The 21,110-nt window shown below is 39.4% G+C and carries 23 protein-coding genes; 22 read left to right on the forward strand and 1 reads right to left on the reverse strand.

The window, feature by feature from the left end; genetic code table 11:
• The first annotated feature begins 3 nt into the window (after positions 1–3).
• A complete protein-coding gene (gene mtaB, locus ACIFPW_RS11020) occupies positions 4–1,359 on the forward strand; it encodes a tRNA (N(6)-L-threonylcarbamoyladenosine(37)-C(2))-methylthiotransferase MtaB (protein WP_430244186.1) in 1,356 nt (451 codons plus the stop codon).
• A gap of 46 nt (positions 1,360–1,405) precedes the next feature.
• Entirely contained in the window at positions 1,406–2,077 is a 672-nt protein-coding gene (gene deoC / locus ACIFPW_RS11025; RefSeq protein ID WP_430244188.1) for a deoxyribose-phosphate aldolase, read from the forward strand.
• 144 nt (positions 2,078–2,221) lie between these two features.
• On the opposite strand, the gene ACIFPW_RS11030 is transcribed toward deoC, so the two are convergent.
• Complete coding sequence (locus ACIFPW_RS11030) at positions 2,222–3,157, reverse strand: Na/Pi symporter (protein ID WP_430244190.1); 936 nt, start codon at positions 3,155–3,157, stop codon at positions 2,222–2,224.
• A 307-nt stretch (positions 3,158–3,464) separates the two neighbouring features.
• Between ACIFPW_RS11030 and rpsU the strand changes: the two genes are divergently transcribed.
• The 20 genes from rpsU (at position 3,465) to rpoD (ending at position 21,049) form a co-directional block, all read left to right on the forward strand.
• The gene (rpsU, locus tag ACIFPW_RS11035) at positions 3,465–3,641 is read left to right on the forward strand and encodes a 30S ribosomal protein S21 (RefSeq protein WP_048312787.1); all 177 of its coding nucleotides are present in this window, start codon (positions 3,465–3,467) and stop codon (positions 3,639–3,641) included.
• 17 nt (positions 3,642–3,658) lie between these two features.
• Positions 3,659–4,102, forward strand: a complete 444-nt coding sequence (locus ACIFPW_RS11040) for a GatB/YqeY domain-containing protein (RefSeq protein ID WP_194219507.1) — start codon at positions 3,659–3,661, stop codon at positions 4,100–4,102.
• A gap of 427 nt (positions 4,103–4,529) precedes the next feature.
• The gene (locus ACIFPW_RS11045) at positions 4,530–5,816 is read left to right on the forward strand and encodes an NfeD family protein (RefSeq protein WP_430244193.1); all 1,287 of its coding nucleotides are present in this window, start codon (positions 4,530–4,532) and stop codon (positions 5,814–5,816) included.
• A 21-nt stretch (positions 5,817–5,837) separates the two neighbouring features.
• Positions 5,838–6,827: a flotillin-like protein FloA gene (gene floA / locus ACIFPW_RS11050; RefSeq protein WP_430244195.1), complete on the forward strand. Its 990-nt coding sequence runs from the start codon at positions 5,838–5,840 to the stop codon at positions 6,825–6,827.
• Positions 6,828–6,862: 35 nt separating this feature from the next.
• Positions 6,863–7,327 carry a hypothetical protein gene (locus ACIFPW_RS11055; protein ID WP_430244197.1) on the forward strand — a complete coding sequence of 155 codons (465 nt, stop codon included), beginning with the start codon at positions 6,863–6,865 and terminating at the stop codon, positions 7,325–7,327.
• A 154-nt stretch (positions 7,328–7,481) separates the two neighbouring features.
• Positions 7,482–7,772 carry a sporulation protein YqfC gene (gene yqfC / locus ACIFPW_RS11060; protein WP_194219511.1) on the forward strand — a complete coding sequence of 97 codons (291 nt, stop codon included), beginning with the start codon at positions 7,482–7,484 and terminating at the stop codon, positions 7,770–7,772.
• A gap of 46 nt (positions 7,773–7,818) precedes the next feature.
• A complete protein-coding gene (gene yqfD, locus ACIFPW_RS11065) occupies positions 7,819–9,006 on the forward strand; it encodes a sporulation protein YqfD (protein ID WP_430244199.1) in 1,188 nt (395 codons plus the stop codon).
• A 6-nt stretch (positions 9,007–9,012) separates the two neighbouring features.
• Entirely contained in the window at positions 9,013–9,975 is a 963-nt protein-coding gene (locus ACIFPW_RS11070; protein WP_194219513.1) for a PhoH family protein, read from the forward strand.
• Between the two features lie 202 nt (positions 9,976–10,177).
• A complete protein-coding gene (locus tag ACIFPW_RS11075) occupies positions 10,178–12,307 on the forward strand; it encodes an HD family phosphohydrolase (RefSeq protein WP_430244201.1) in 2,130 nt (709 codons plus the stop codon).
• Entirely contained in the window at positions 12,304–12,777 is a 474-nt protein-coding gene (ybeY, locus tag ACIFPW_RS11080) for an rRNA maturation RNase YbeY (RefSeq protein WP_194219514.1), read from the forward strand. The genes ACIFPW_RS11075 and ybeY overlap by 4 nt, the downstream gene beginning before the upstream one ends.
• A complete protein-coding gene (locus ACIFPW_RS11085; protein ID WP_194219515.1) occupies positions 12,761–13,150 on the forward strand; it encodes a diacylglycerol kinase family protein in 390 nt (129 codons plus the stop codon). The genes ybeY and ACIFPW_RS11085 overlap by 17 nt, the downstream gene beginning before the upstream one ends.
• Positions 13,151–13,162: 12 nt before the next feature.
• Positions 13,163–13,561, forward strand: a complete 399-nt coding sequence (locus tag ACIFPW_RS11090; protein ID WP_430244204.1) for a cytidine deaminase — start codon at positions 13,163–13,165, stop codon at positions 13,559–13,561.
• Positions 13,554–14,462 (forward strand): GTPase Era, encoded by a 909-nt coding sequence (gene era, locus ACIFPW_RS11095; protein ID WP_430244206.1) that lies wholly within the window; start codon positions 13,554–13,556, stop codon positions 14,460–14,462. The genes ACIFPW_RS11090 and era overlap by 8 nt, the downstream gene beginning before the upstream one ends.
• Positions 14,463–14,563: 101 nt before the next feature.
• Entirely contained in the window at positions 14,564–14,701 is a 138-nt protein-coding gene (locus ACIFPW_RS11100) for a YqzL family protein (RefSeq protein WP_194219518.1), read from the forward strand.
• Between the two features lie 39 nt (positions 14,702–14,740).
• Positions 14,741–15,490 (forward strand): DNA repair protein RecO, encoded by a 750-nt coding sequence (gene recO / locus ACIFPW_RS11105; RefSeq protein WP_430244208.1) that lies wholly within the window; start codon positions 14,741–14,743, stop codon positions 15,488–15,490.
• A gap of 205 nt (positions 15,491–15,695) precedes the next feature.
• Positions 15,696–16,337, forward strand: a complete 642-nt coding sequence (locus ACIFPW_RS11110; protein ID WP_276511807.1) for a helix-turn-helix transcriptional regulator — start codon at positions 15,696–15,698, stop codon at positions 16,335–16,337.
• A gap of 14 nt (positions 16,338–16,351) precedes the next feature.
• Positions 16,352–17,176 (forward strand): pyruvate, water dikinase regulatory protein, encoded by an 825-nt coding sequence (locus tag ACIFPW_RS11115; RefSeq protein ID WP_194219519.1) that lies wholly within the window; start codon positions 16,352–16,354, stop codon positions 17,174–17,176.
• Between the two features lie 378 nt (positions 17,177–17,554).
• On the forward strand, positions 17,555–18,046 hold the full coding sequence (locus ACIFPW_RS11120; protein WP_430244211.1) for a YaiI/YqxD family protein: 492 nt from the start codon (positions 17,555–17,557) through the stop codon (positions 18,044–18,046).
• 19 nt (positions 18,047–18,065) lie between these two features.
• The gene (gene dnaG / locus ACIFPW_RS11125; protein WP_430244213.1) at positions 18,066–19,886 is read left to right on the forward strand and encodes a DNA primase; all 1,821 of its coding nucleotides are present in this window, start codon (positions 18,066–18,068) and stop codon (positions 19,884–19,886) included.
• 47 nt (positions 19,887–19,933) lie between these two features.
• Positions 19,934–21,049 (forward strand): RNA polymerase sigma factor RpoD, encoded by a 1,116-nt coding sequence (gene rpoD / locus ACIFPW_RS11130; RefSeq protein ID WP_194219522.1) that lies wholly within the window; start codon positions 19,934–19,936, stop codon positions 21,047–21,049.
• Positions 21,050–21,110: the final 61 nt, after the last annotated feature.

A 21,110-nucleotide genomic window follows, 5' to 3' on the forward strand; every position in this document is an offset into this window, starting at 1 on the left:
TATATGCCTTCAGTTGCTTTCCATACATTAGGCTGTAAAGTAAACCATTACGAAACGGAAGCGATTTGGCAATTGTTTAAAGATCATGATTATGAACGCGTTGAGTTCGATCATGCATCGGATGTTTATGTTATTAATACGTGCACAGTAACGAATACTGGGGATAAAAAAAGCAGACAGGTTATTCGTCGTGCGATTCGTAAAAATCCTGATGCCGTCATTTGTGTAACAGGTTGTTATGCTCAAACTTCACCTGCAGAAATTATGGCTATTCCTGGAGTGGATGTTGTTGTAGGAACTCAGGATCGCGTTAAAATGCTTGATTACATTGAACAGTATAAGCGCGAACGAGAGCCTGTAAATGGCGTAGGCAATATTATGAAAGCGCGTGTATATGAGGAGCTTGAAGTTCCGGCTTTTACAGATCGCACCCGAGCTTCTCTTAAAATTCAAGAAGGTTGTAACAATTTCTGTACTTTCTGTATAATTCCTTGGGCAAGAGGCCTTCTCAGATCTCGTGAACCGGAAGCGGTCATTTCACAAGCTCAACAGCTTGTTGATGCCGGTTATAAAGAAATCGTTCTAACGGGTATCCATACAGCAGGTTATGGAGAGGATTTGAAAGATTACAACTTTGCTCAGCTTCTTCGTGACCTTGATGCTAAAGTAAAAGGTCTTAAGCGAATTCGGATTTCTTCTATTGAAGCCAGTCAGGTAACTGATGAAGTGATAGAAGTATTGAATCAATCTGAAAAAGTTGTTCCGCATCTTCATATACCGCTTCAATCTGGATCCAATACAGTACTACAGCGAATGAGAAGAAAGTATACAATGGAAATGTTTGGTGAGCGCTTAGAGTGTTTGAAAAAAGCACTTCCAGGATTAGCAATTACGTCCGACGTTATTGTCGGCTTTCCTGGTGAAACAGATGAGGAATTTAAAGAGACATATGACTTTATTGCAAAGCATAAATTCTCAGAACTTCACGTTTTCCCATTTTCAAAGAGAACAGGTACGCCTGCAGCTCGGATGGAAGACCAGGTTGATGATGAAGTTAAGAACAAGCGTGTTCATCATTTAATTGAGCTTTCAAATCAACTTGCGAAAGAGTACGCATCCCATTATGAAGGTGAAGTGCTTGAGGTAATTCCGGAAGAGAAGTACAAGGATGACCCAGAATCAAACTTATTCGTTGGTTATTCAGCGAATTATATGAAAGTAATCTTTGAAGCATCTGAAGAAATGATTGGAAAAATTGTTAAAGTGAAAATTACTAAACCAGGATATCCTTATAATGAAGGTCAATTTGTTCGCGTTATGAACGAGGACGAGCCAACTGCTGCAGTTGCTTCATTTTAAGCTATTAACTTAACCTAACTAAAACAGAATCGGAAGGATGACTATCATGAATAAAGAACTAGCAAAAATGATTGATCACACAGCACTAAAACCAGATACTAGCAGAGCGCAGATCGAAAAGCTTTGTGAAGAAGCAAGAGAATTTAATTTTGCTTCAGTTTGCGTTAATCCTACTTGGGTTTCCCTCGCAGCGGAAATGTTGCAAGGTGCTCAAGCTAAAGTTTGTACAGTAATTGGTTTCCCTCTAGGAGCCGTTACAACAGAAACAAAAGCCTTCGAAACAAATGATGCGATTCAAAAGGGTGCTACTGAAGTAGATATGGTTATTAACATTGGTGCACTTAAAGACGGAAATAACGACCTTGTAGAACAAGATATCAAAGCTGTTGTTGAAGCGGCAAAAGGTAAGGCGCTTGTTAAGGTAATTATTGAGACTTGTCTTCTAACTGATGAAGAAAAAACACGCGCGTGTGAGCTTTCGGTAAAAGCTGGGGCTGACTATGTTAAGACATCAACTGGTTTTTCAACTGGTGGAGCTACAGTTGAAGATATTAAACTAATGAGAAATACAGTTGGGCCGAACATTGGTGTGAAAGCTTCTGGAGGAGTTCGCGACCTAGAAGGTTCTCAAGCAATGATTGATGCAGGAGCTACACGTATTGGAGCTAGTGCTGGAGTCAAAATTGTGCAAGGTGAAACAGCAGATACGGATTATTAATATAACGACCCCATTACTTCTATTAACAGAAGTGATGGGGTTTTTTAGATATTATGAAGGAGAGGGAATATCGTTTTGCTCAGTAGATAATAAGGTGACAGTCAATTGAACTAAGCCTGAGAATTTATGCTGAATTCGCTAGCTTTATATTAGATTGTTTTTTGAGTGTACCCTTTCTATGGATAGTGCTAACAAACCAGTTACAGGTAAAAAGAGTAATGAAGACAAGACGTTAAAGAGGATAGAAACGTGAGCAAGTTGAACGTCAGGAAAGGAAGTAAGGGTAGAAGCTATCGTGCCAAAAATCCCTATTAACGGATAGAAGATGACTACACCTATAATGTTTATCCAAACGTGAGCATAAGCAGCAAGTTTAGCTTCTGCACTGCTTCCAATACTTGCTATGACCGCTGTGATACAAGTGCCGACATTCGCTCCATAAAGGATGGCGATCGCTGAGGAAAGAGTAAGTAAGTCCTGATTAATAAAGCTCATTGTAATTCCCGTTGTTGCTGTACTTGATTGGATGACTGCAGTTAATAATGTCCCAATTCCAATACCATACATAAGATTTGAATTCGTATTATGGATAACATCTTTAATAAATGATAAAGTCGATAAAGGTATAGCAAGTGCTTCTAGCCCATGCATAGCAACGAAAATGCAACCTAAGCCGAACAGAACTGTTCCAATGCTGAAAAGCAGCTGTTTTCTAACTTGAAGCAAGATAAAGCCGCTCAATAATAGCGGTATGACAAGTTGATCAGGATTAAGAGTCATTAATTCAGCTGTAATGGTAGTCCCAATATTCGTGCCAAGAATAATTCCAATTGACTGTCTAAAGGTAAGCAGCTTAGCAGCAATTAAGCTTATTGTAATGACCATCACAGCAGAGCTGCTTTGTAGCAGGGCTGTTATAACAGCGCCGGTAATAAGTCCGCGTAAAGGCGTTGAAGCAGCCCGATAAAGCCATGTTTGTAGCCTGGAACTGGAGATGGTATTTAGTCCAACGCGGAGCACAGCCATTCCAAAAAGAAAAATACTAATGAAGACGATGAAAGATGCAATATATTGACTCAATTTAGCACTTCCCCTTTCCATTGAAAGTTTATGGACAGGATCCGTGTTACATGCTCGTTTTTTCTCATTGCTATGGAAAAAGTTTTCATTATAACCATCGCTCATTCAAATAGTTAAATTTACACTTAGTTGCGGTTTTAAAGCAATTATGTGTGAAAAACAAAAAATCTTTAATAAGACTAAAAGAAATAAAATATACGAAAGAAATGTTGATAAACAGGACGGGATGTATTATAATTGCAGGTGACATGTCTTTGTTAGAAAGTCATGTGTTATGATTGTCTATGTTTTGGAGGGAGGGATAGAGATGGCGGAAACTCGCGTGCGTAAGAACGAGTCGATCGATGATGCTCTGCGTCGCTTCAAGAGAACGGTTTCTAAAGAAGGCACTATGGCTGAAGTAAAGAAGCGCAAGCACTATGAAAAGCCAAGTGTAAAGCGTAAAAAGAAATCTGAGGCAGCAAGGAAAAAGCGTAAGTTCTAAGAGAGGGTGTTAGGTCAGTGAGTCTAAATGACCGTTTAACAGCAGATATGAAAGTAGCGATGAAGAACAAAGAGAAGAACAAACTATCTGTTATTCGGATGGTGAAATCTTCAATTCAGAATGAGTCCATTAAATTGGGTCATGATCTAACTGAAGAGGAAGAACTTACCGTTCTCACTCGCGAAGTCAAGCAACGTAAAGACTCCCTCCTTGAATTTGAAAAAGCTGGCCGAAGTGATCTTGTGCAGAATCTCGATGAAGAGCTGTCGATTTTATCTGTCTACCTGCCGAAACAACTCTCTGAAGAAGAAGTTGACCAGATTGTTCAGAAAGTTATTTCTGAAACTGGCGCGTCTTCAAAGAAAGATATGGGTATGGTAATGGGTGCGCTAATGCCTCGAGTAAAAGGCAAAGCGGACGGCGGACTTGTTAATCGTCTTGTACAAAAAAACTTATCATAAAGTGATGCTGTCACTTTAGAAGATTATCTGTTTTCTAAAGATGACTAGTTGAAACAATCAGACCTTGAGGCGTGACTGGGTGTTCACTTCCCTGTTAAAGAGAAGAAGAACTTAGTTATGCATTAAGTGTTGGATAAATATGATCAAGCGCAAACACGCCCTGTATGAACAGGGCGTGTTTTTTTTATCAACGCTCGCTCATACATACGATACAAGTGAAAAGGAAAAATAGTTATGTTATATTTCAAAGAATTTTGATCCATATGCCATTTCAAACTAGTATTTTCTAAATCCTTTTGTCATACTAAAGATATTCTTCTACATAAAATTGAAACTTCATGATGATCTCATTCGTATACTTAGGAAGTTGGAGGGAGGGATTACTATCGGAAAAAACATAGTCAGGTTTTTAGTGTGTATTTGCTTCATGATGATGGTTTTTCTTCCGTTCTTTGGGGAGTTAGTTTTGGGTGAAGGCGAAGGAGATCTCGTTACATTTATACCTGTGGAGCAGGAAGTGGAGCGGGGGTTGGAAGCATTTCTAAAACGGTCGATCCAGGATGCGGAGGACCAGGGAGCTGATCACATTGTGTTAGAAATTAACACGCCTGGAGGGGCTGTGAATGCGGCTGATAATATTGCCAAGATTATGAAAGCATCAGATGTTCCGATTACAGCATATGTTACGAATCGAGCACTTTCAGCTGGTGCTTATATTGCTTTAAATGCGGATCAGATTATTATGGAACCAGGAGCACTTATGGGATCGGCTGCTATCATTGATCAATCTGGCAATACGGCAGGAAAGAAAGCAGAGTCTTTCTGGCATGCGGCTATGAAGTCGGCCGCAGAACTTAATGACCGAGACCCAAAGTATGCGCTAGCAATGGCTGATCCTGATGTAGATCTTCCGGATTATAACGCACCTAAAGGTGAGCTTTTAACGCTTAACGATCAGGAAGCTGTGAAAGTTGGATATGCCGAAGGGACTGCAGAAGATCGCACAGAACTACTAAGCGTTCTAAATCTTAAGGATGCCGAAGTAAGTGATGCTGAAGTTAGTATTGCAGAGAGAATTGCACGTTTTGTTACAAATCCTATCATTATTCCCATCTTATTATCTATAGGGAGTTTGGGACTTGTATTGGAACTATATTCACCTGGATTTGGAGTACCGGGATTTATGGGAGCGGGTGCTCTTCTACTGTTCTTCTTTGGTCATATGATTGCTGGTTTTGCTGGATGGGAATCTCTTCTTCTATTGATTGTCGGAGTTGTGCTGATCATCGTCGAGATATTCATTCCTGGCTTTGGGATATTCGGCGTTCTTGGGGCGGTAGGTGTTGTAGCAAGTATTGTTCTTGCTTCAGGACAATCGATGCAATACGTTTTAATTGCGGTCCTTATTGCCGTTGCCGTTACAATTGGTGGTTCTTATCTGTTCATTCGGCTATTCGGCTATCGTGGCTTCTTCAAAAAAATCGTTCTTTCTGATTCAACGAAGTCAGAATTTGGGTATGTCTCAAATGCTACTCGGGAAGAACTGCTTGGAATGGAAGGTGTAGCGGTGACTCCGCTTAGACCATCGGGCATAGCGGAGTTTGGAGACGAACGTCTGGACGTTGTAACGGAGGGGAGTTTCTTAACAGCTGGGACAGCAGTAAAGGTTGTAAAAACAAATGGATCTAGAGTCATTGTAAGAGAAAATATATAGTTTAAATCAGGGAGGAAAATTATGGATACTGGAACGTTAGGTTTATTAGTTATAGTAGGGTTAGTTATTATTGGTTTAGCGATTCTTTTCACGTTTGTACCTGTTATGTTGTGGATTTCAGCATTAGCAGCTGGTGTGCGAGTTAGTATTTTCAATCTTGTGGGGATGAGATTACGTCGAGTTATCCCATCACGCGTTATTAATCCGTTAATTAAAGCTGTAAAAGCGGGACTTGAGTTAAGTACAAATCAATTAGAAAGCCACTACCTTGCTGGTGGTAACGTTGACCGTGTTGTTAATGCGTTAATTGCAGCGCACCGCGCGAATATAGAACTGAGCTTTGAACGAGGAGCTGCGATTGATCTTGCGGGTAGAGATGTATTAGAAGCTGTGCAAATGAGTGTTAACCCGAAAGTGATTGAAACCCCTTTTATCGCAGGTGTTGCGATGGACGGAATTGAAGTAAAAGCAAAAGCAAGAATTACAGTGCGTGCTAACATTGACCGCCTTGTAGGTGGAGCTGGTGAAGATACTGTTATTGCTCGAGTAGGCGAAGGTATTGTTAGTACAATTGGTTCTTCTCAAAATCATAAGAAGGTACTCGAGAACCCAGATATGATTTCTCATACGGTTCTTTCCAAAGGGTTAGATGCAGGTACGGCATTTGAGATTCTCTCGATCGATATTGCTGACATTGATATCGGTAAAAACATCGGTGCGGTTCTACAAACGGATCAAGCTGAAGCAGATAAAAATATTGCACAAGCGAAAGCTGAAGAGCGTCGTGCGATGGCTGTTGCCCAAGAGCAAGAAATGCGCGCTCGCGTAGAGGAAATGCGTGCTAAAGTTGTTGAAGCAGAGGCTGAGGTACCGATGGCAATGGCTGAAGCCCTAAGAGCTGGTAATATTGGAGTAATGGACTATATGAATTTAAAGAACATTGAAGCAGATACAGATATGCGTGACATGATCGGGAAACCGAATCAGGAAGAAGATGAGGATGATCGCTAAACTGTTTCCTAAGTCCTGTGGTGGAGGTGATCTTGTTGGATAATCTGATTGAACTGCTTCTAAATAATTTTGTTTTTGTGTTGGTCGCTATTGGGGGAATTATTAGTTTCCTTAAGCGAATGGGCAGTGAGGAAGAAAAACAGAAATCGAAGCCCACTGCTAACAATCGCCAGCAATCACAAAGACGGAGAGAGCAGGGAAATACCGCCTCAGGCCGTTCAGAGTCTAATGGGATAGGGGAAGAGGGAACTCCTCAATCTGAGACTGTCAGTGCTTATCAAGAAGCTCTAGGACGGATGGCGAAGCGGGAGAATCGATATTCAGAGAACGATATTAAAGTTCAAAAGAATGTGAAGCAAACTTCTTATAAGAATGATAAGAATCTTTCGATAAATAAGAAGAATGTAAGGGATGGTATAATCTGGTCGGAAATCCTTGGGCCGCCGCGCTCAAGAAAACCGCATCCCTCGATGATAAGCATGAAACAGATGAAGAAATAAAATGTTCAAAAGACGCCGATTGGCGTCTTTTTTTGTTGGAGCGCGATCATTCATTTTAAGTTTGCATAAGATGAGAACAGGATTTTTAATCAAATGTAAGTGGGATAGTTTTGCGATTCTTTTCATAAAGATGAAGGGAGAGGGGGGAGCATCCATGGCAAAGTGGAAGCATGGTCTAAAAAGCTGGTTAACCCGAAGGTTAGAGCTTCCTGCAGATGCAGTCATGGATTTACCACGAATAACCATGGTAGGGCAGCTGCATATCTACATAGAGAATCATCAAGGTGTTTTAAAATTCTCTAATGAAGAAGTTCGCCTCCTTCTTAAGAATGGCCAATTGTTGATTAAAGGAAAAGATTTTATGCTTAAGACAATTCTTCCAGAAGAGATACTTCTTGAGGGTAAAATTGAACATGTTTCTTACCTTGATCGACCTAATAACTGATGAGAAGCCTTATGATATCCTTGGGCTGACTATACAGGAGGCTGCTATGAAGGAATACTTACGAGAACTTTTTTCAGGATTTGTTCGAATTAAAGTAGTGGGTTCTTATTCAGAACTCTTTATTAATCGGTGTATTGAGTACAACATACCAATTTGGGATATTGTTCGTTTGGATAAAGATACTATTATTCTTTCGCTCTATACTTCTGATGTAAAGAGAATTAGGCCGCACTTAAAGAGGACAAGGTGTAGAATTCGAATTCATGAAAGAAAAGGTTTTCCATTTGTAATTAAAAGGATCATATATTCTAGAGGCTTTCTCAGTGGAGTAATTGGATGTTTAGTATTGATATTCATTTTATCAAACATGGTTTGGTCTATTACAGTAAATGGTGCTACACCTGAAGTGGAGCATAAACTAAAGCAGGCAGCAGTCGAGCTAGGAGTAAAGAAGGGTAAATTTATCTTTCAATTGCCTTCTAATCAAGAGCTTCAGCGCGAGATTACAGAGAGTTTAGAAGAAATTACGTGGGTTGGTGTTAAGCAAAGCGGGACTACCTATCATTTCGAAGTTGTGCAAAAACAGCTTCCTGAAAAAGAACCTGCGCTAAGTCCGAGGCATATCGTTGCGAATAAGAAAGCGATCATTACAAAAATGTATGTTGAGGAAGGTCAGGAGCAGGTAGAGGAAAACACATATGTCAAACCGGGTCAATTGCTTATTTCAGGCTTTATTGGAAAAGAAGATAAGAGTGAACTTGTTCCTGCAAGAGGCGAAGTTTATGGAAAGACGTGGTATGTAACTAATGTTTCCATTCCACTTGAATCTACTTTTCAAACAAACACAGGAGAATCAGAAAGGAAATACGCGATTGGATTGTTTGGCTTACGCATCCCAATATGGGGCTTCTCTAAACCAGATTTTGAACACTACGAAGAGCTCAAAAGAGAGACTGATTTTCATTTTTTGAAGTGGGAAATCCCGATAGCTTTTCAAACGACAGAGGTGCTGGCAACAAAGGAAGTGACAAGAAAATACACAGAAAAAGAAGCACTGAATGCGGCGCGTAGTGTTAGTCGGGAGGACATCCTAAATAAAACCTCCAAAGAAGCTGAAATTAAAGAGGAAAAGATTTTGCACCATGAGGTAGAGAATGGTAAAGTAAACGTAAAGATACACTATGAAGTAATAGAAGAGATCGGGAAAGACATACCGATTATTCAAGGAGATTGATGGCTATTGGCAGAATCTTATGTTGATCTTACATTGCAGTTAGAAAATTCTAATGAAGCTCAAAGCTTATTTGGTCCTGGCGATGAGCATTTAAAGATAATTGAGGAATCACTTGAAGTTTCACTTGTTACTCGTGGAGAAGGCATATCCGTAAAAGGTAATGAAGAAACCATCGCCATGGTAAAGGAAGTTGTCCACACACTTCACACCCTTATAAAACGCGGAGCAAGTATCTCAGGGAGAGATGTCGTTTATGCTTGTCAACTTGTTCAACAGGGAATGCTAGATCAGCTTCTTGAACTTTACCAAGAAGAAATCACAACGAACGCTAAAGGGAAACCGATTAAAGTTAAGACGCTGGGACAGCGTCATTACGTTTCGGCTATGAAGAAAACCGATCTGGTATTTGGGATTGGGCCAGCTGGAACTGGCAAGACGTATCTTGCTGTTGTAATGGCGGTAACAGCTCTCAAGTACAACCAGGTGAAGAAAATTGTGCTAACTCGTCCAGCAGTTGAAGCTGGAGAGAGTCTTGGGTTTTTACCAGGGGATTTGAAGGAAAAGGTGGACCCATACTTACGTCCATTGTACGATGCGCTTCATGATGTACTTGGTGTTGAACAAACGACGCGCTTAATTGAACGTGGCACGATCGAAATTGCTCCACTTGCCTATATGAGAGGTCGGACGCTTGACGATAGCTACGTTATCTTAGATGAAGCACAAAATACAACTTCTCAGCAAATGAAAATGTTCTTAACACGATTAGGATTTGGTTCTAAAATGGTCATCACTGGAGATATAACGCAAATTGACCTTCCGAAAGGTAAAGAATCAGGCCTTGCTGCTGCCGAAAAAATCCTTAAGAGAGTAAAAGACGTTTCATTTATTTACTTACAGCAAACGGATGTGGTCCGGCACCCATTAGTTCAACGAATTATTGACGCATACGAGCATGAAACGAAATAAGCTTTCAAAGGCCCGTGAAAAACGGGTCTTTTTTTAGCCTTTAAGAATTCAACAAGATACCTTTATCTTTTATGTTTTCATCAAGTTGAACTGACTAGCAATCAGTTTAACTTATTGTGAGATTCCGCTCCATTTATTAGTGAATTCTGATAAAATATGAAGAAGAGTAGTAGAGGCCAGAACTTATGAGGTGAAGGAAGCTATGGTTGCGAAGATTAAACGTCTGTTTCAGGATAATCTCCGTAATATTGAACGAATTAAAATGGTGAAATGGTCTCTTTATGGCCTAGTTGCTCTCATCATGTATTTAACGATGCTTTCAAATGTCATTCCTGAATCATTGGACGTTTCTCTTTATTCAAGAGCAGATCATGATATAGCTTCGCCTATTACGATCGAAAATAAAACAGCCACAGAAGATGAACGATCGAAAGCAGCTCAAATCGACGCAAAATATGTTTACAGAGATGAAGTTTCTCAGTCACAGGTCGATCAATTAAATGATTTGTTTTCAGGTATTGAAAAGGTTAAAAAAAATGATAGTGATGACGCTGAAACGACAGAAGAGAAAATAACAGAACTTGAATCTTTGCTATCTGTGTCGATGTCAGCAGAACTTTCAAACGAAACTCTCGTGCCGCTTCTTGAAGCGGAATTGTCTCAAATTAGCTTAATTAAAGAGCTGACACTATCTGAAGTAATGGAAGTCATGACTGATAGAGTGTCTATTGATAATTTAGAGCAATCTAAAACGGATGTGGAAGATCGGTTATCCCTTACTTCTCTACCTACTGAGCAGAAAAAAGCAATGATAACAGTAGCACAGCAGAGTATTGTGCCTAATTATTTTCTAGATCCAGAACAAACCGAACAAAGTCGTCAAGAAGCAATAGAAGCAGTTCAGCCGGTTATGATTCGTGAAGGCCAAATTATCGTTGAAGAAGGAGCGATGATTAATAGAGAAGTGATGGAGCAATTAAGACTAGCTGGTCTTCTTGATGAGGGGTTTGATGCAGTTCCTTATATCGGCCTTGCATTGCTAGTTGTCCTTCTTACTGGTTATTTGTATTACTTCTTTCAGGATGTAAATTCAAGAGTCCGCTCAGCCAATACAAATTTATTGATTCTCGTTCTCATTTATCTCAGCACACTGCTTGTTCTGAAACTATCAAGCTTGATGCAGGGAATTGAATTGCCGGGTATTGCTTATATTGTTCCTGTAGCGGTAGGTTCTATGCTCATCAAAATGCTCTTTAATGAACAATTAGCCATTGCATCAAGCTTCCTCTTTGGAGTATGTGCTGGCGTGTTTTTCAACGGAGAAATAACGGGACCAATGAATGCGTCACTTGCTTTCTATGTATTGATGAGTTCTTTATCGGGAGTCTTTTTCCTCGGTAAAAGAAATCATCGATCCAACATATTGAAAGCAGGATTACTAGTATCCTTAATAAACATCGTTTCAGTGGCTATATTATTAATGTTAAAGAACGGACAATACAGTGGTATCGAATTAAGCTACCATTTCTTGTTTGCATTTGTATCAGGTTTTCTTTCATCTATGTTAACACTGGGACTTATGCCTTTCTTTGAAGCAGGTTTTAGGATCATCTCGACTACAAGATTAATCGAATTATCTAATCCAAACCATCCACTTCTGAGAAAAATTCTTGTTGAAACACCGGGAACATATCACCATAGTGTAATGGTTGCTAACTTATCGGAGGCAGCATGTGAATCGATTGGAGCCAACGGTTTACTAGCAAGGGTGGGAGCCTATTACCACGACATTGGTAAAACAAAACGCCCCCACTTTTTCATTGAAAATCAAATGAATATGGAAAATCCGCATGATAAAATTTCTCCATATTTAAGTAAAACAATTATCGTTTCTCATGCCACTGACGGGGCGGAGTTGCTCAGGAAGCATCGATTGCCAAAAGAAATTGTGGATATAGCTGAACAACATCACGGAACGACACTGCTGAAGTTCTTTTATTACAAAGCAAGTGAACAATCTGATCAGCAGGTGTCTGAAGCTGAATTCCGCTATCCTGGACCAAGAGCTCAAACGAAGGAAGCCGCTGTTGTTGGAATTGCAGACTGTATCGAAGCGGCAGTGAGGTCGATGAACAAACCAAACCCTGATACCATAGAATCGCTCGTAAGAAAAATTATTACTGAAAGACTTGAAGATGGACAGTTTGACGAATGTGATTTATCTCTCAGAGAGCTCGACATTGTTGCAAAAACAATATTAGAAACATTAAATGGTATTTTTCATAGTCGAATTGAATATCCAACAGAATTAAAAAAGAAGGTGACTTCATGAATTTAACGATAGACTTTGTTGATGAGACGAACTCAATTAAAAAAGAGCAGCTTGAGATGCTCGAGAATTTATTAAACCATGCTGCAAAGGAAGAAGAGGTTAGACCGGGAAGTGAGGTGTCGGTTATGTTTGTGGATAATGAACGTATTACCGAGATCAATCGCGAATATCGTGGGAAAGATCAACCGACAGATGTCATTTCCTTCGCACTTGATGATGAGGAAGAGGGAGAAGAACCGCTTATTATTGGTGAAGAACTACCGCATTTACTCGGAGAAATTGTTATTTCCGTTCCAAAAATAGAGGATCAAGCTACTGAATATGGACATAGTTTTGAGCGGGAGCTTGGCTTTTTAAGTGTTCATGGTTTTCTTCATTTACTTGGTTATGATCATATGACCGAGGAAGATGAGAAAGAAATGTTCGGAAAACAAAAAGTGCTGTTAGAACAATATGGCCTCACGAGATAATCGGTCTAGGTTGTTACGGTTTTTACGTAGCTTTCTATATGCTTCACAAGGCTTTCGTTATTTAGTGAAAAATGAACAAAATTTTCTATTTCATCTTATTGCAGGTAGTTTCGTTCTGATAGCGGGGCTAATTCTTGAGCTATCTGTGATAAAGATGAGCATTTTATTAACTGTAATCGGTATCATGTTAAGCTTAGAAGCGTTAAATACAGGGATTGAGAGGTCGATTGACTTAATTACCGAAAAAGAACATCCTATAGCGAAAGTGGCAAAAGATGTTTCAGCCGCTGCAGTCTTTCTTTTTGCGGTCATTTCAGTTATAATCGGTATCCTTCTCTTTTTCGAACCGATTGTTCACTTGTTTCAGTCATAAGGAGGAATAGTAATGGATAAGCAAATGTTGATTGATGAAGCTAAAAAGGCAAGAGAAATGGCTTACGTTCCCTATTCAAAATTTAAAGTAGGTGTGGCTCTTCTTTCTGAAGATGGCACAGTATTTGGTGGATGTAACATTGAGAACGCTGCATACAGCATGTGTAATTGTGCGGAGCGTACAGCCCTTTTTAAAGCTTACTCAGAAGGTCATAAAGCATATAAAGCGATTGCAGTAGTTGCAGATACTAAAAGGCCAGTCCCACCATGTGGTGCGTGTAGACAGGTGATATCTGAACTTTGTTCTCCAGATATGCAAGTTATCTTAACAAACTTAGATGGAAAAATACATGAATTAACCGTCAGCGAATTGCTTCCTGGCGCATTTTCACCGGAGGATTTGAATGAGTAAAGAAGTATTTAAGTCAGGATTTGTATCAATTGTTGGTAGACCAAATGTAGGGAAATCTACTTTGTTAAACGAAGTGATTGGCCAAAAAATTGCGATTATGAGTGACAAAGCTCAAACAACGCGCAACAAAGTTCAAGGCGTTTATACGAGAGATGATGCACAAGTTGTCTTTATCGATACGCCAGGGATTCATAAGCCAAAACATAAACTAGGCGACTTTATGATTAAAATGGCTCAAAGTTCATTAAATGAAGTCGATTTAATATTGTTCGTTATTAATGCTGAAGAAGGTTACGGAGCTGGGGATCAGTATATTATTGATCGCTTGCAGAATGTAGAAAGTCCAGTCTTCCTAGTCATAAATAAAATCGATCAAGTCCACCCTGATCAATTGTTCCCCATGATTAATTTTTATAAAGATAAATATTCATTTGCCGAAATCGTTCCGATTTCTGCTTTGCAAGGAAATAATGTGAATACACTTTTGGAGCAAGTAGTTGGCTACCTTGAAGAAGGACCCCAATATTACCCAAGTGATCATGTAACCGATCACCCTGAACGATTTATTGTGGCAGAGCTTGTAAGGGAAAAGGTTCTTCATTTGACAAGAGAAGAAATCCCTCACTCAGTTACAGTTGTCACAGAACAAATGATCAAACGTGAAGGTTCTGATGTCATTGATATTCATGTTACCGTCGTCGTAGAACGCTCTTCTCAAAAAGGCATTATCATCGGGAAACAGGGGAAAATGCTAAAAGAAGTAGGGAAGCGAGCAAGGCAAGATATTGAAGCCCTTCTTGGTTCGCGTGTATTTATGGAGATCTGGGTGAAGGTAGTAAAAGATTGGCGAAACAAACCATCATCATTACGTGATTATGGTTACCGGGAAGATGACTATTAAGTGAAATTTTGTTAAATATTCCATCACATAAACCGACATATGTCAGGTCAAGCTAGAGGTAAGAGAAAAACTTTTTTACAAAATGAAAGGTGGGATCTAAAGTGTTAGAGTTTACCTGGAAAATATTTTGTGAAACAGGAAACATTGATACTTATCTTCTTTTGAAGGAAATGGAAACACCGAGCGATGAAGAGGGAGAATCTCTTATCGATTTGGAAGAAGTAACTCGCCTCACTTGACCTTATGGAATGTTAACAGGAAACGGTTGGTGAATGTTCTTGTTAAAAAAGGTTGAAGGAATTGTGATTCGAACCGTAGACTATGGTGAAACAAATAAAATACTAACACTTTTTACAAGAGGGACGGGTAAGGTTGGCGTTATGGCAAGAGGCGCAAAAAAACCTAAAAGCCGTCTTTCTGCTGTTTCTCAACTTTTTGTATATGGTCAGTATCTTTACCAGCATACATCCGGTCTTGGGGGACTGAATCAGGGAGAAATCATTGATTCATTTCGTTCCATTCGCAATGATCTTTTTCTTACCTCATATGCTGCTTATGCGGCAGAGCTTGTTGACAAATTAACAGAGGAACGAAAGCCTAACCCCTATTTATTTGAGATGCTCTATCAGGTGCTGCACGCGTTAGATGAAGAAAAAGACCCTGAAGTAGTGGTGTTTATATTTGAATTAAAAATGCTACGTGTTGCTGGAATAACCCCTCAACTGGATCGTTGTGCGAACTGCGGCCTTCCTGAAGGGAAATTCCACTTTTCAATTAATGAAGGTGGGTTGCTGTGTCACCGTTGTCTTTCAGTCGATCCTTATCATCTTCCAATGACAAAACGAACGGCAGAGCTTCTTCACCTGTTTGCCCACATTGATCTCGGAAGATTAGGAAATATTTCACTTAAAGATGAAACTAAAAAAGAGATTAGGCACATTCTTAATTTGTATTTTGACGCTTATTCGGGCCTTTACCTAAAGTCAAAACGATTTTTGGATCAGTTAGACAAATTCAAACTGGAGTAAAAAGTCTGCGGAGAGAGAACCCGGAGGCTTTTTATTTTCAATAGAGCTAAATCAACGATGTTCCATCATATAGCTTTTATTTACTTCACAATATCACTTAAAAAGTTTTTATGGCTTGATTTTTTCAAATACAGGCTCGATGCTTTCGTTCAAATGGTATAATCGTATATAATAATGAAAATACAGTATAACATTTATAGTAGAGGTGGTGATTCTTATCCAACTGAATAATCGACAGGAAACAATCCTTCAGATCGTAAAAAACGAAGGACCTATTACAGGCGAGCATATTGCTGAAAAGCTTAGTTTGACTCGCGCAACGCTTAGACCTGATCTTGCTATCCTTACAATGGCAGGTTATCTTGATGCACGGCCAAGAGTTGGGTATTTTTATACAGGGAAAACAGGCTCACAACTTCTTACTGAGAAAATAAGAAAAATTAAAGTTGACGATTATAAGTCTATACCAGTAGTTGTCCAAGAGAACGCAAGCGTATATGATGCGATTTGCTCGATGTTTCTTGAGGATGTAGGTACGCTGTTTGTTGTAAATGAAATGGCTCATTTAGTCGGTGTTTTATCAAGAAAAGACCTATTAAGAGCTGCGCTCGGTAAGCAAGATCTTGGTAGTATTCCAGTAACAATTATTATGACAAGAATGCCCAATATTACTGTTTGCTCACGAGAAGATCTTTTAATTGAAGTGGCAAATCAGCTAATCGAAAAGCAGATAGATGCCTTACCGATTGTAAAAGATGTAGAGAACGGCATAGAGGTTATCGGAAGAATTACGAAAACAAATATTACCAGAGCTCTTGTAGATCTGGCTAAGGATGAAATTATTTAGCTTAGGAGGTTTATATGACAAATACAACAAATCGTGCAATTGTGTATGTTATTTCAGACTCGGTTGGTGAAACGGCGGAGCTTGTCGTAAAGGCGGCAGCAAGTCAGTTTGACCCTACCGATTTCGATGTTAGAAGAGTTCCTTATGTAGAGGATACGGCTACAATACATGAAGTGATGACACTTGCAAAAGAAACGAAAGCGATCGTAGCGTTTACCCTAGTGGTGCCTGAATTAAGAAAATTTCTTCTTGATGTCGCCTCAAAAGAAAATATTCAGGCTGTTGATATTATTGGTCCTATGATTGATCATATGCAAGAAGTTATTGGTAAAGCTCCGCGCAATGAGCCTGGACTGGTACATAAACTCGATGAAGATTATTTTCGTCGAGTAGAAGCAATTGAGTTTGCTGTTAAATATGATGATGGGAGAGACCCACGAGGAATTGCACTAGCAGATATTGTTCTTGTGGGAGTTTCAAGAACATCGAAAACACCGCTATCTCAATACTTAGCTCATAAAAGGTTGAAGGTGGCTAATGTGCCGATTGTTCCTGAGGTGGACCCACCTGAAGAACTATTTACTGTTGGTGAAGGTAAATGCTATGCCCTTAAAATAAGCCCCGAGAAATTAAACAATATACGCAAAGAAAGGCTAATTGCTCTTGGATTAAATGCCGAAGCGAGCTATGCAAATATGACAAGAATAAAAGATGAGCTTGAATATTTTGATACGATTATTAATAAGATGAATTGTCAGGTGATCGATGTTTCTAATCGTGCTGTTGAAGAAACAGCTAATTTAATTCTTAGCTTACATAAAGGGAAGCATACTTCTTAAAAATAGCTTGGATAGAATGATTGGTTTCATCTACATTTTCACCAAAAGCTATTTGATCTAATTTTATTGATATCTCGCCTTTTAGCTATGCTGAAAACTTAACCAGTGATGAACAAACATGAAGATAGCTTGAAAATCAATGAATCACACCATCATCGGATTGAATCTGGTCACGATGATGGCGTTTTTTTATCGTTTTTACCTGTTCAATTTAATATTTTTAGTATATAATCAAATATTGTCAATAAAAATTGTCTATAATCATATAAGAAGGCTTTAATAAGATTCTTAAACTATTGAGGCTTGAACTAAAATTCTGAAAGTTAAAACATAAATTTCAAAAGAAGGATAACTCAGGGAGATGTAGAATACAGAATTATGACGAAAAAGAAACTGACGCTTTTTGTCGATGCAGATGCATGTCCTGTTCTAATTAAAGAAGAAATGATGTCTTTTCAACAAGCTTTATCAGAAACCGAAATCGTTTTTGTGGCATCGTATGCTCATATGAGCACGACGTTCCGTGAAGCGAGGTGGGTTATGGTAGACTCTGAAAAGGAAGAAGCTGATCTCTACATCCATCGTCATGCTAAGAAAGGTGATTTAGCTGTAACTCAAGACTATGGACTAGCAAGTATACTTCTTCCAAAGGGTGTTTTTGTCCTTTCTCCAAGAGGAAAAAGATACACTGAAGAGAACATTTCTACTCTTCTACATACGCGTTATTTAGCATCGAAAAGTAGAAGAGCAGGTAAGCATACAAAAGGTCCGCGTAAGTTTACAAATGAAGATCGAGATGAGTTTCGGAAAGAATTAATTAAAATTTTGTCGAATTATGAAGGAGTTTATTTCTATTTGTCGAAATTATAGAACCTGTTGGTGATAATTAATGAGTGGCAGAATCCCGGAAGAGAAAATTGAAGCGATTCGCAAATCCACCGATATCGTTGATGTGATTAGTGATTATGTCCAACTGAAGAAACAAGGAAGGAATTTCTTCGGTCTTTGCCCTTTTCATGGGGAGAGTACTCCTTCATTTTCAGTAGCTCCCGATAAGCAAATATATCATTGTTTTGGTTGTGGCGCTGGTGGTAATGCATTTTCATTTTTAATGGAAATTGAAGGTTACAACTTCATAGAAGCTGTTGAAGCACTTGGGCAGAAATCAGGGATAGAACTACCTGAAGTTCAAGACAATCAAAATAGTAATCCAAAGACAACATCTGAGAATGAGGTCATCTATAAGGCTCATGATTTTCTAGCTAAGCTTTATAATCATTGCATGGTGAAGACGCCAGAAGGCGAAAAAGCTCGTGATTATCTGAGTGAGCGAGGCTTTACAAATGAAATGATTGAGAAGTTCCAACTTGGCTTTGCCCCTGATTCGTGGGATTATGCAACGGGATATTTGGAGAAAAGAAACTATCCTATAGAAAAAATTGCAAATGCCGGACTTCTTGCGAAAAGGGAATTTGATGGAAAATATTTTGATCGTTTTCGTAATCGTATTATGTTCCCAATATGGGATCCAAAAGGAAGACCGGTCGCATTTGGAGGTAGGATATTAGGGGAAGGTGAACCGAAATACTTGAATAGCCCTGAAACAAAATTGTTTCAGAAAGGGAAGTTTTTGTATGGTTTTCATCTTACCCGTTCTTCTATCCGCTTAAAAGACCAGGCTATCCTTTTAGAAGGTTACGTGGATGTGATTACAGCGTACGGGAATGGGGTACAAAACGTTGTAGCGAGTCTTGGGACAGCATTAACCAAAGATCAGGCTAAACTTCTACGAAGACAGACAGAATCAGTGGTGATTTGTTATGACTCAGATAAGGCGGGGATTAATGCTGCTACAAGAGCCGCGGATGAATTAGTCCAAGCCGGTTGCTATGTTAGAATCGCAAAAATGCCAAACGGACTTGATCCCGATGACTATATCCGAACATACGGTGCAGAACGGTTTGAAAAGGATGTAATAGGGGCAGCGTCAACAGTAATGGCTTTTAAAATGGAAGTTTTTCGATCAGGAAAAAATCTATCGGATGAAGGAGAACGAATCCGCTACATCGAAGAAGTACTTAAAGAAATTAGCGGCCTTTCAAACCCTGTCGAAAGAGACCATTATCTTAGACAGCTATCGGAAGAATTCTCGCTTTCACTCGATGCGCTAAAGCAGCAAGTTACCCAATTTTATAAAGAGGGCAAGAAAAGTAAGGATAATGCTCCTCCTAAAAGGGATAATAATGCTAGGAAAAATTTCTATGTGAAGAAAAAGCTTCTGCCTGCTTTCCAGAATTCAGAGCGAATCTTACTTGCATATATGATGCGAGATCTGGATGTTGCAGAAAAAGTACAGGAAGAGGTTGGCAGTTCGTTTAATATTGACGAGCATAGTGCGATCGCTGCATATTTGTATAGCTTTTATGCTAACGGCCATGAGGCGGACATTAGTCAATTCATGGAGCAGCTTACTGATCCTAACCTTGTCAAAATTGCTTCTGAACTGGCCATGATGGATTTAAATGAAGACGTGTCGGATAAAGAACTTCATGATTATATTCGGCAGGTGTTAAATTATCCAGAATGGATAAAGATAGAAGAGAGAGAAAAAGAGAAAAAAGAAGCGGAAATGAAGCAAGACTTTGTCCAGGCAGCTAAGATCGCTATGGAAATTCTTGAAATGAAGAAGAACTTAAAAAATTCATTTTAAGAAATTAACTATTTTTATTGTTGAGATGTATGGAAGGAGGGGATCGAATGGCTGAAAAACCAACTCGCCAGCCGGCGGAAGGTGAATTAACCATCGATCAAGTGAAAGAGCAGTTAGTAGAGCTTGGAAAGAAAACAAGCTTAATTACTTACTCTACGATCGTAGAACGGTTGTCCCCGTTTGAACAGGATTCCGATCAAATGGATGAATTCTTTGAATATCTAGAGGAACAAGGTGTAGAAGTCATCGAAGATAGTACTGAAAACCCTTCGCCTCAAGAAGTGAATAAGGAAGAAGAATTTGATCTTAATGACTTAAGTGTTCCTCCGGGTGTCAAAATAAATGATCCCGTTCGTATGTACCTTAAAGAGATTGGCCGAGTAGACCTTCTTTCTGCAAAGGAAGAGATTAGTCTAGCACAACGTATTGAAGAAGGTGACGAAGAAGCAAAACGTCGTCTTGCTGAAGCAAACCTTCGACTTGTTGTTAGTATTGCGAAGCGTTACGTTGGTCGTGGGATGCTTTTCCTTGATTTAATCCAGGAAGGAAATATGGGCCTTATTAAAGCAGTTGAGAAATTTGATTACCGTAAAGGTTACAAATTTAGTACTTATGCAACGTGGTGGATCCGTCAAGCTATCACTCGCGCAATTGCAGACCAGGCTAGAACGATTCGTATTCCAGTTCATATGGTTGAAACAATCAATAAATTGATTCGTGTGCAGCGCCAGCTTCTTCAGGATCTTGGCCGTGAACCTGCTCCTGAAGAAATTGGTAAGGAAATGGACCTTTCTCCTGAAAAAGTCCGTGAAATTCTTAAGATAGCTCAAGAACCAGTATCTTTAGAAACGCCTATTGGGGAAGAAGACGATTCCCACCTCGGAGACTTTATTGAAGATCAAGATGCATTGGCACCATCCGATGCTGCAGCTTATGAACTACTCAAGGAACAGCTTGAAGACGTACTAGATACGCTGACTGATCGAGAGGAAAATGTTCTTAGACTGCGTTTCGGACTTGATGATGGACGTACAAGAACCCTAGAAGAAGTAGGTCGCGTCTTTGGAGTTACACGTGAGCGAATTCGCCAAATCGAAGCGAAAGCACTTCGCAAGCTCCGTCATCCAAGTAGAAGCAAACGACTCAAAGATTTTCTTGAATAGAATGGATCACTCTCTGTCTGCTCATGCAGTCAGAGAGTTTTTTTATGGCTTAATGAATCAC

This window comes from Pseudalkalibacillus sp. NRS-1564 (assembly GCF_050467905.1).
Taxonomy (GTDB): domain Bacteria; phylum Bacillota; class Bacilli; order Bacillales; family Guptibacillaceae; genus Guptibacillus; species Guptibacillus hwajinpoensis_B.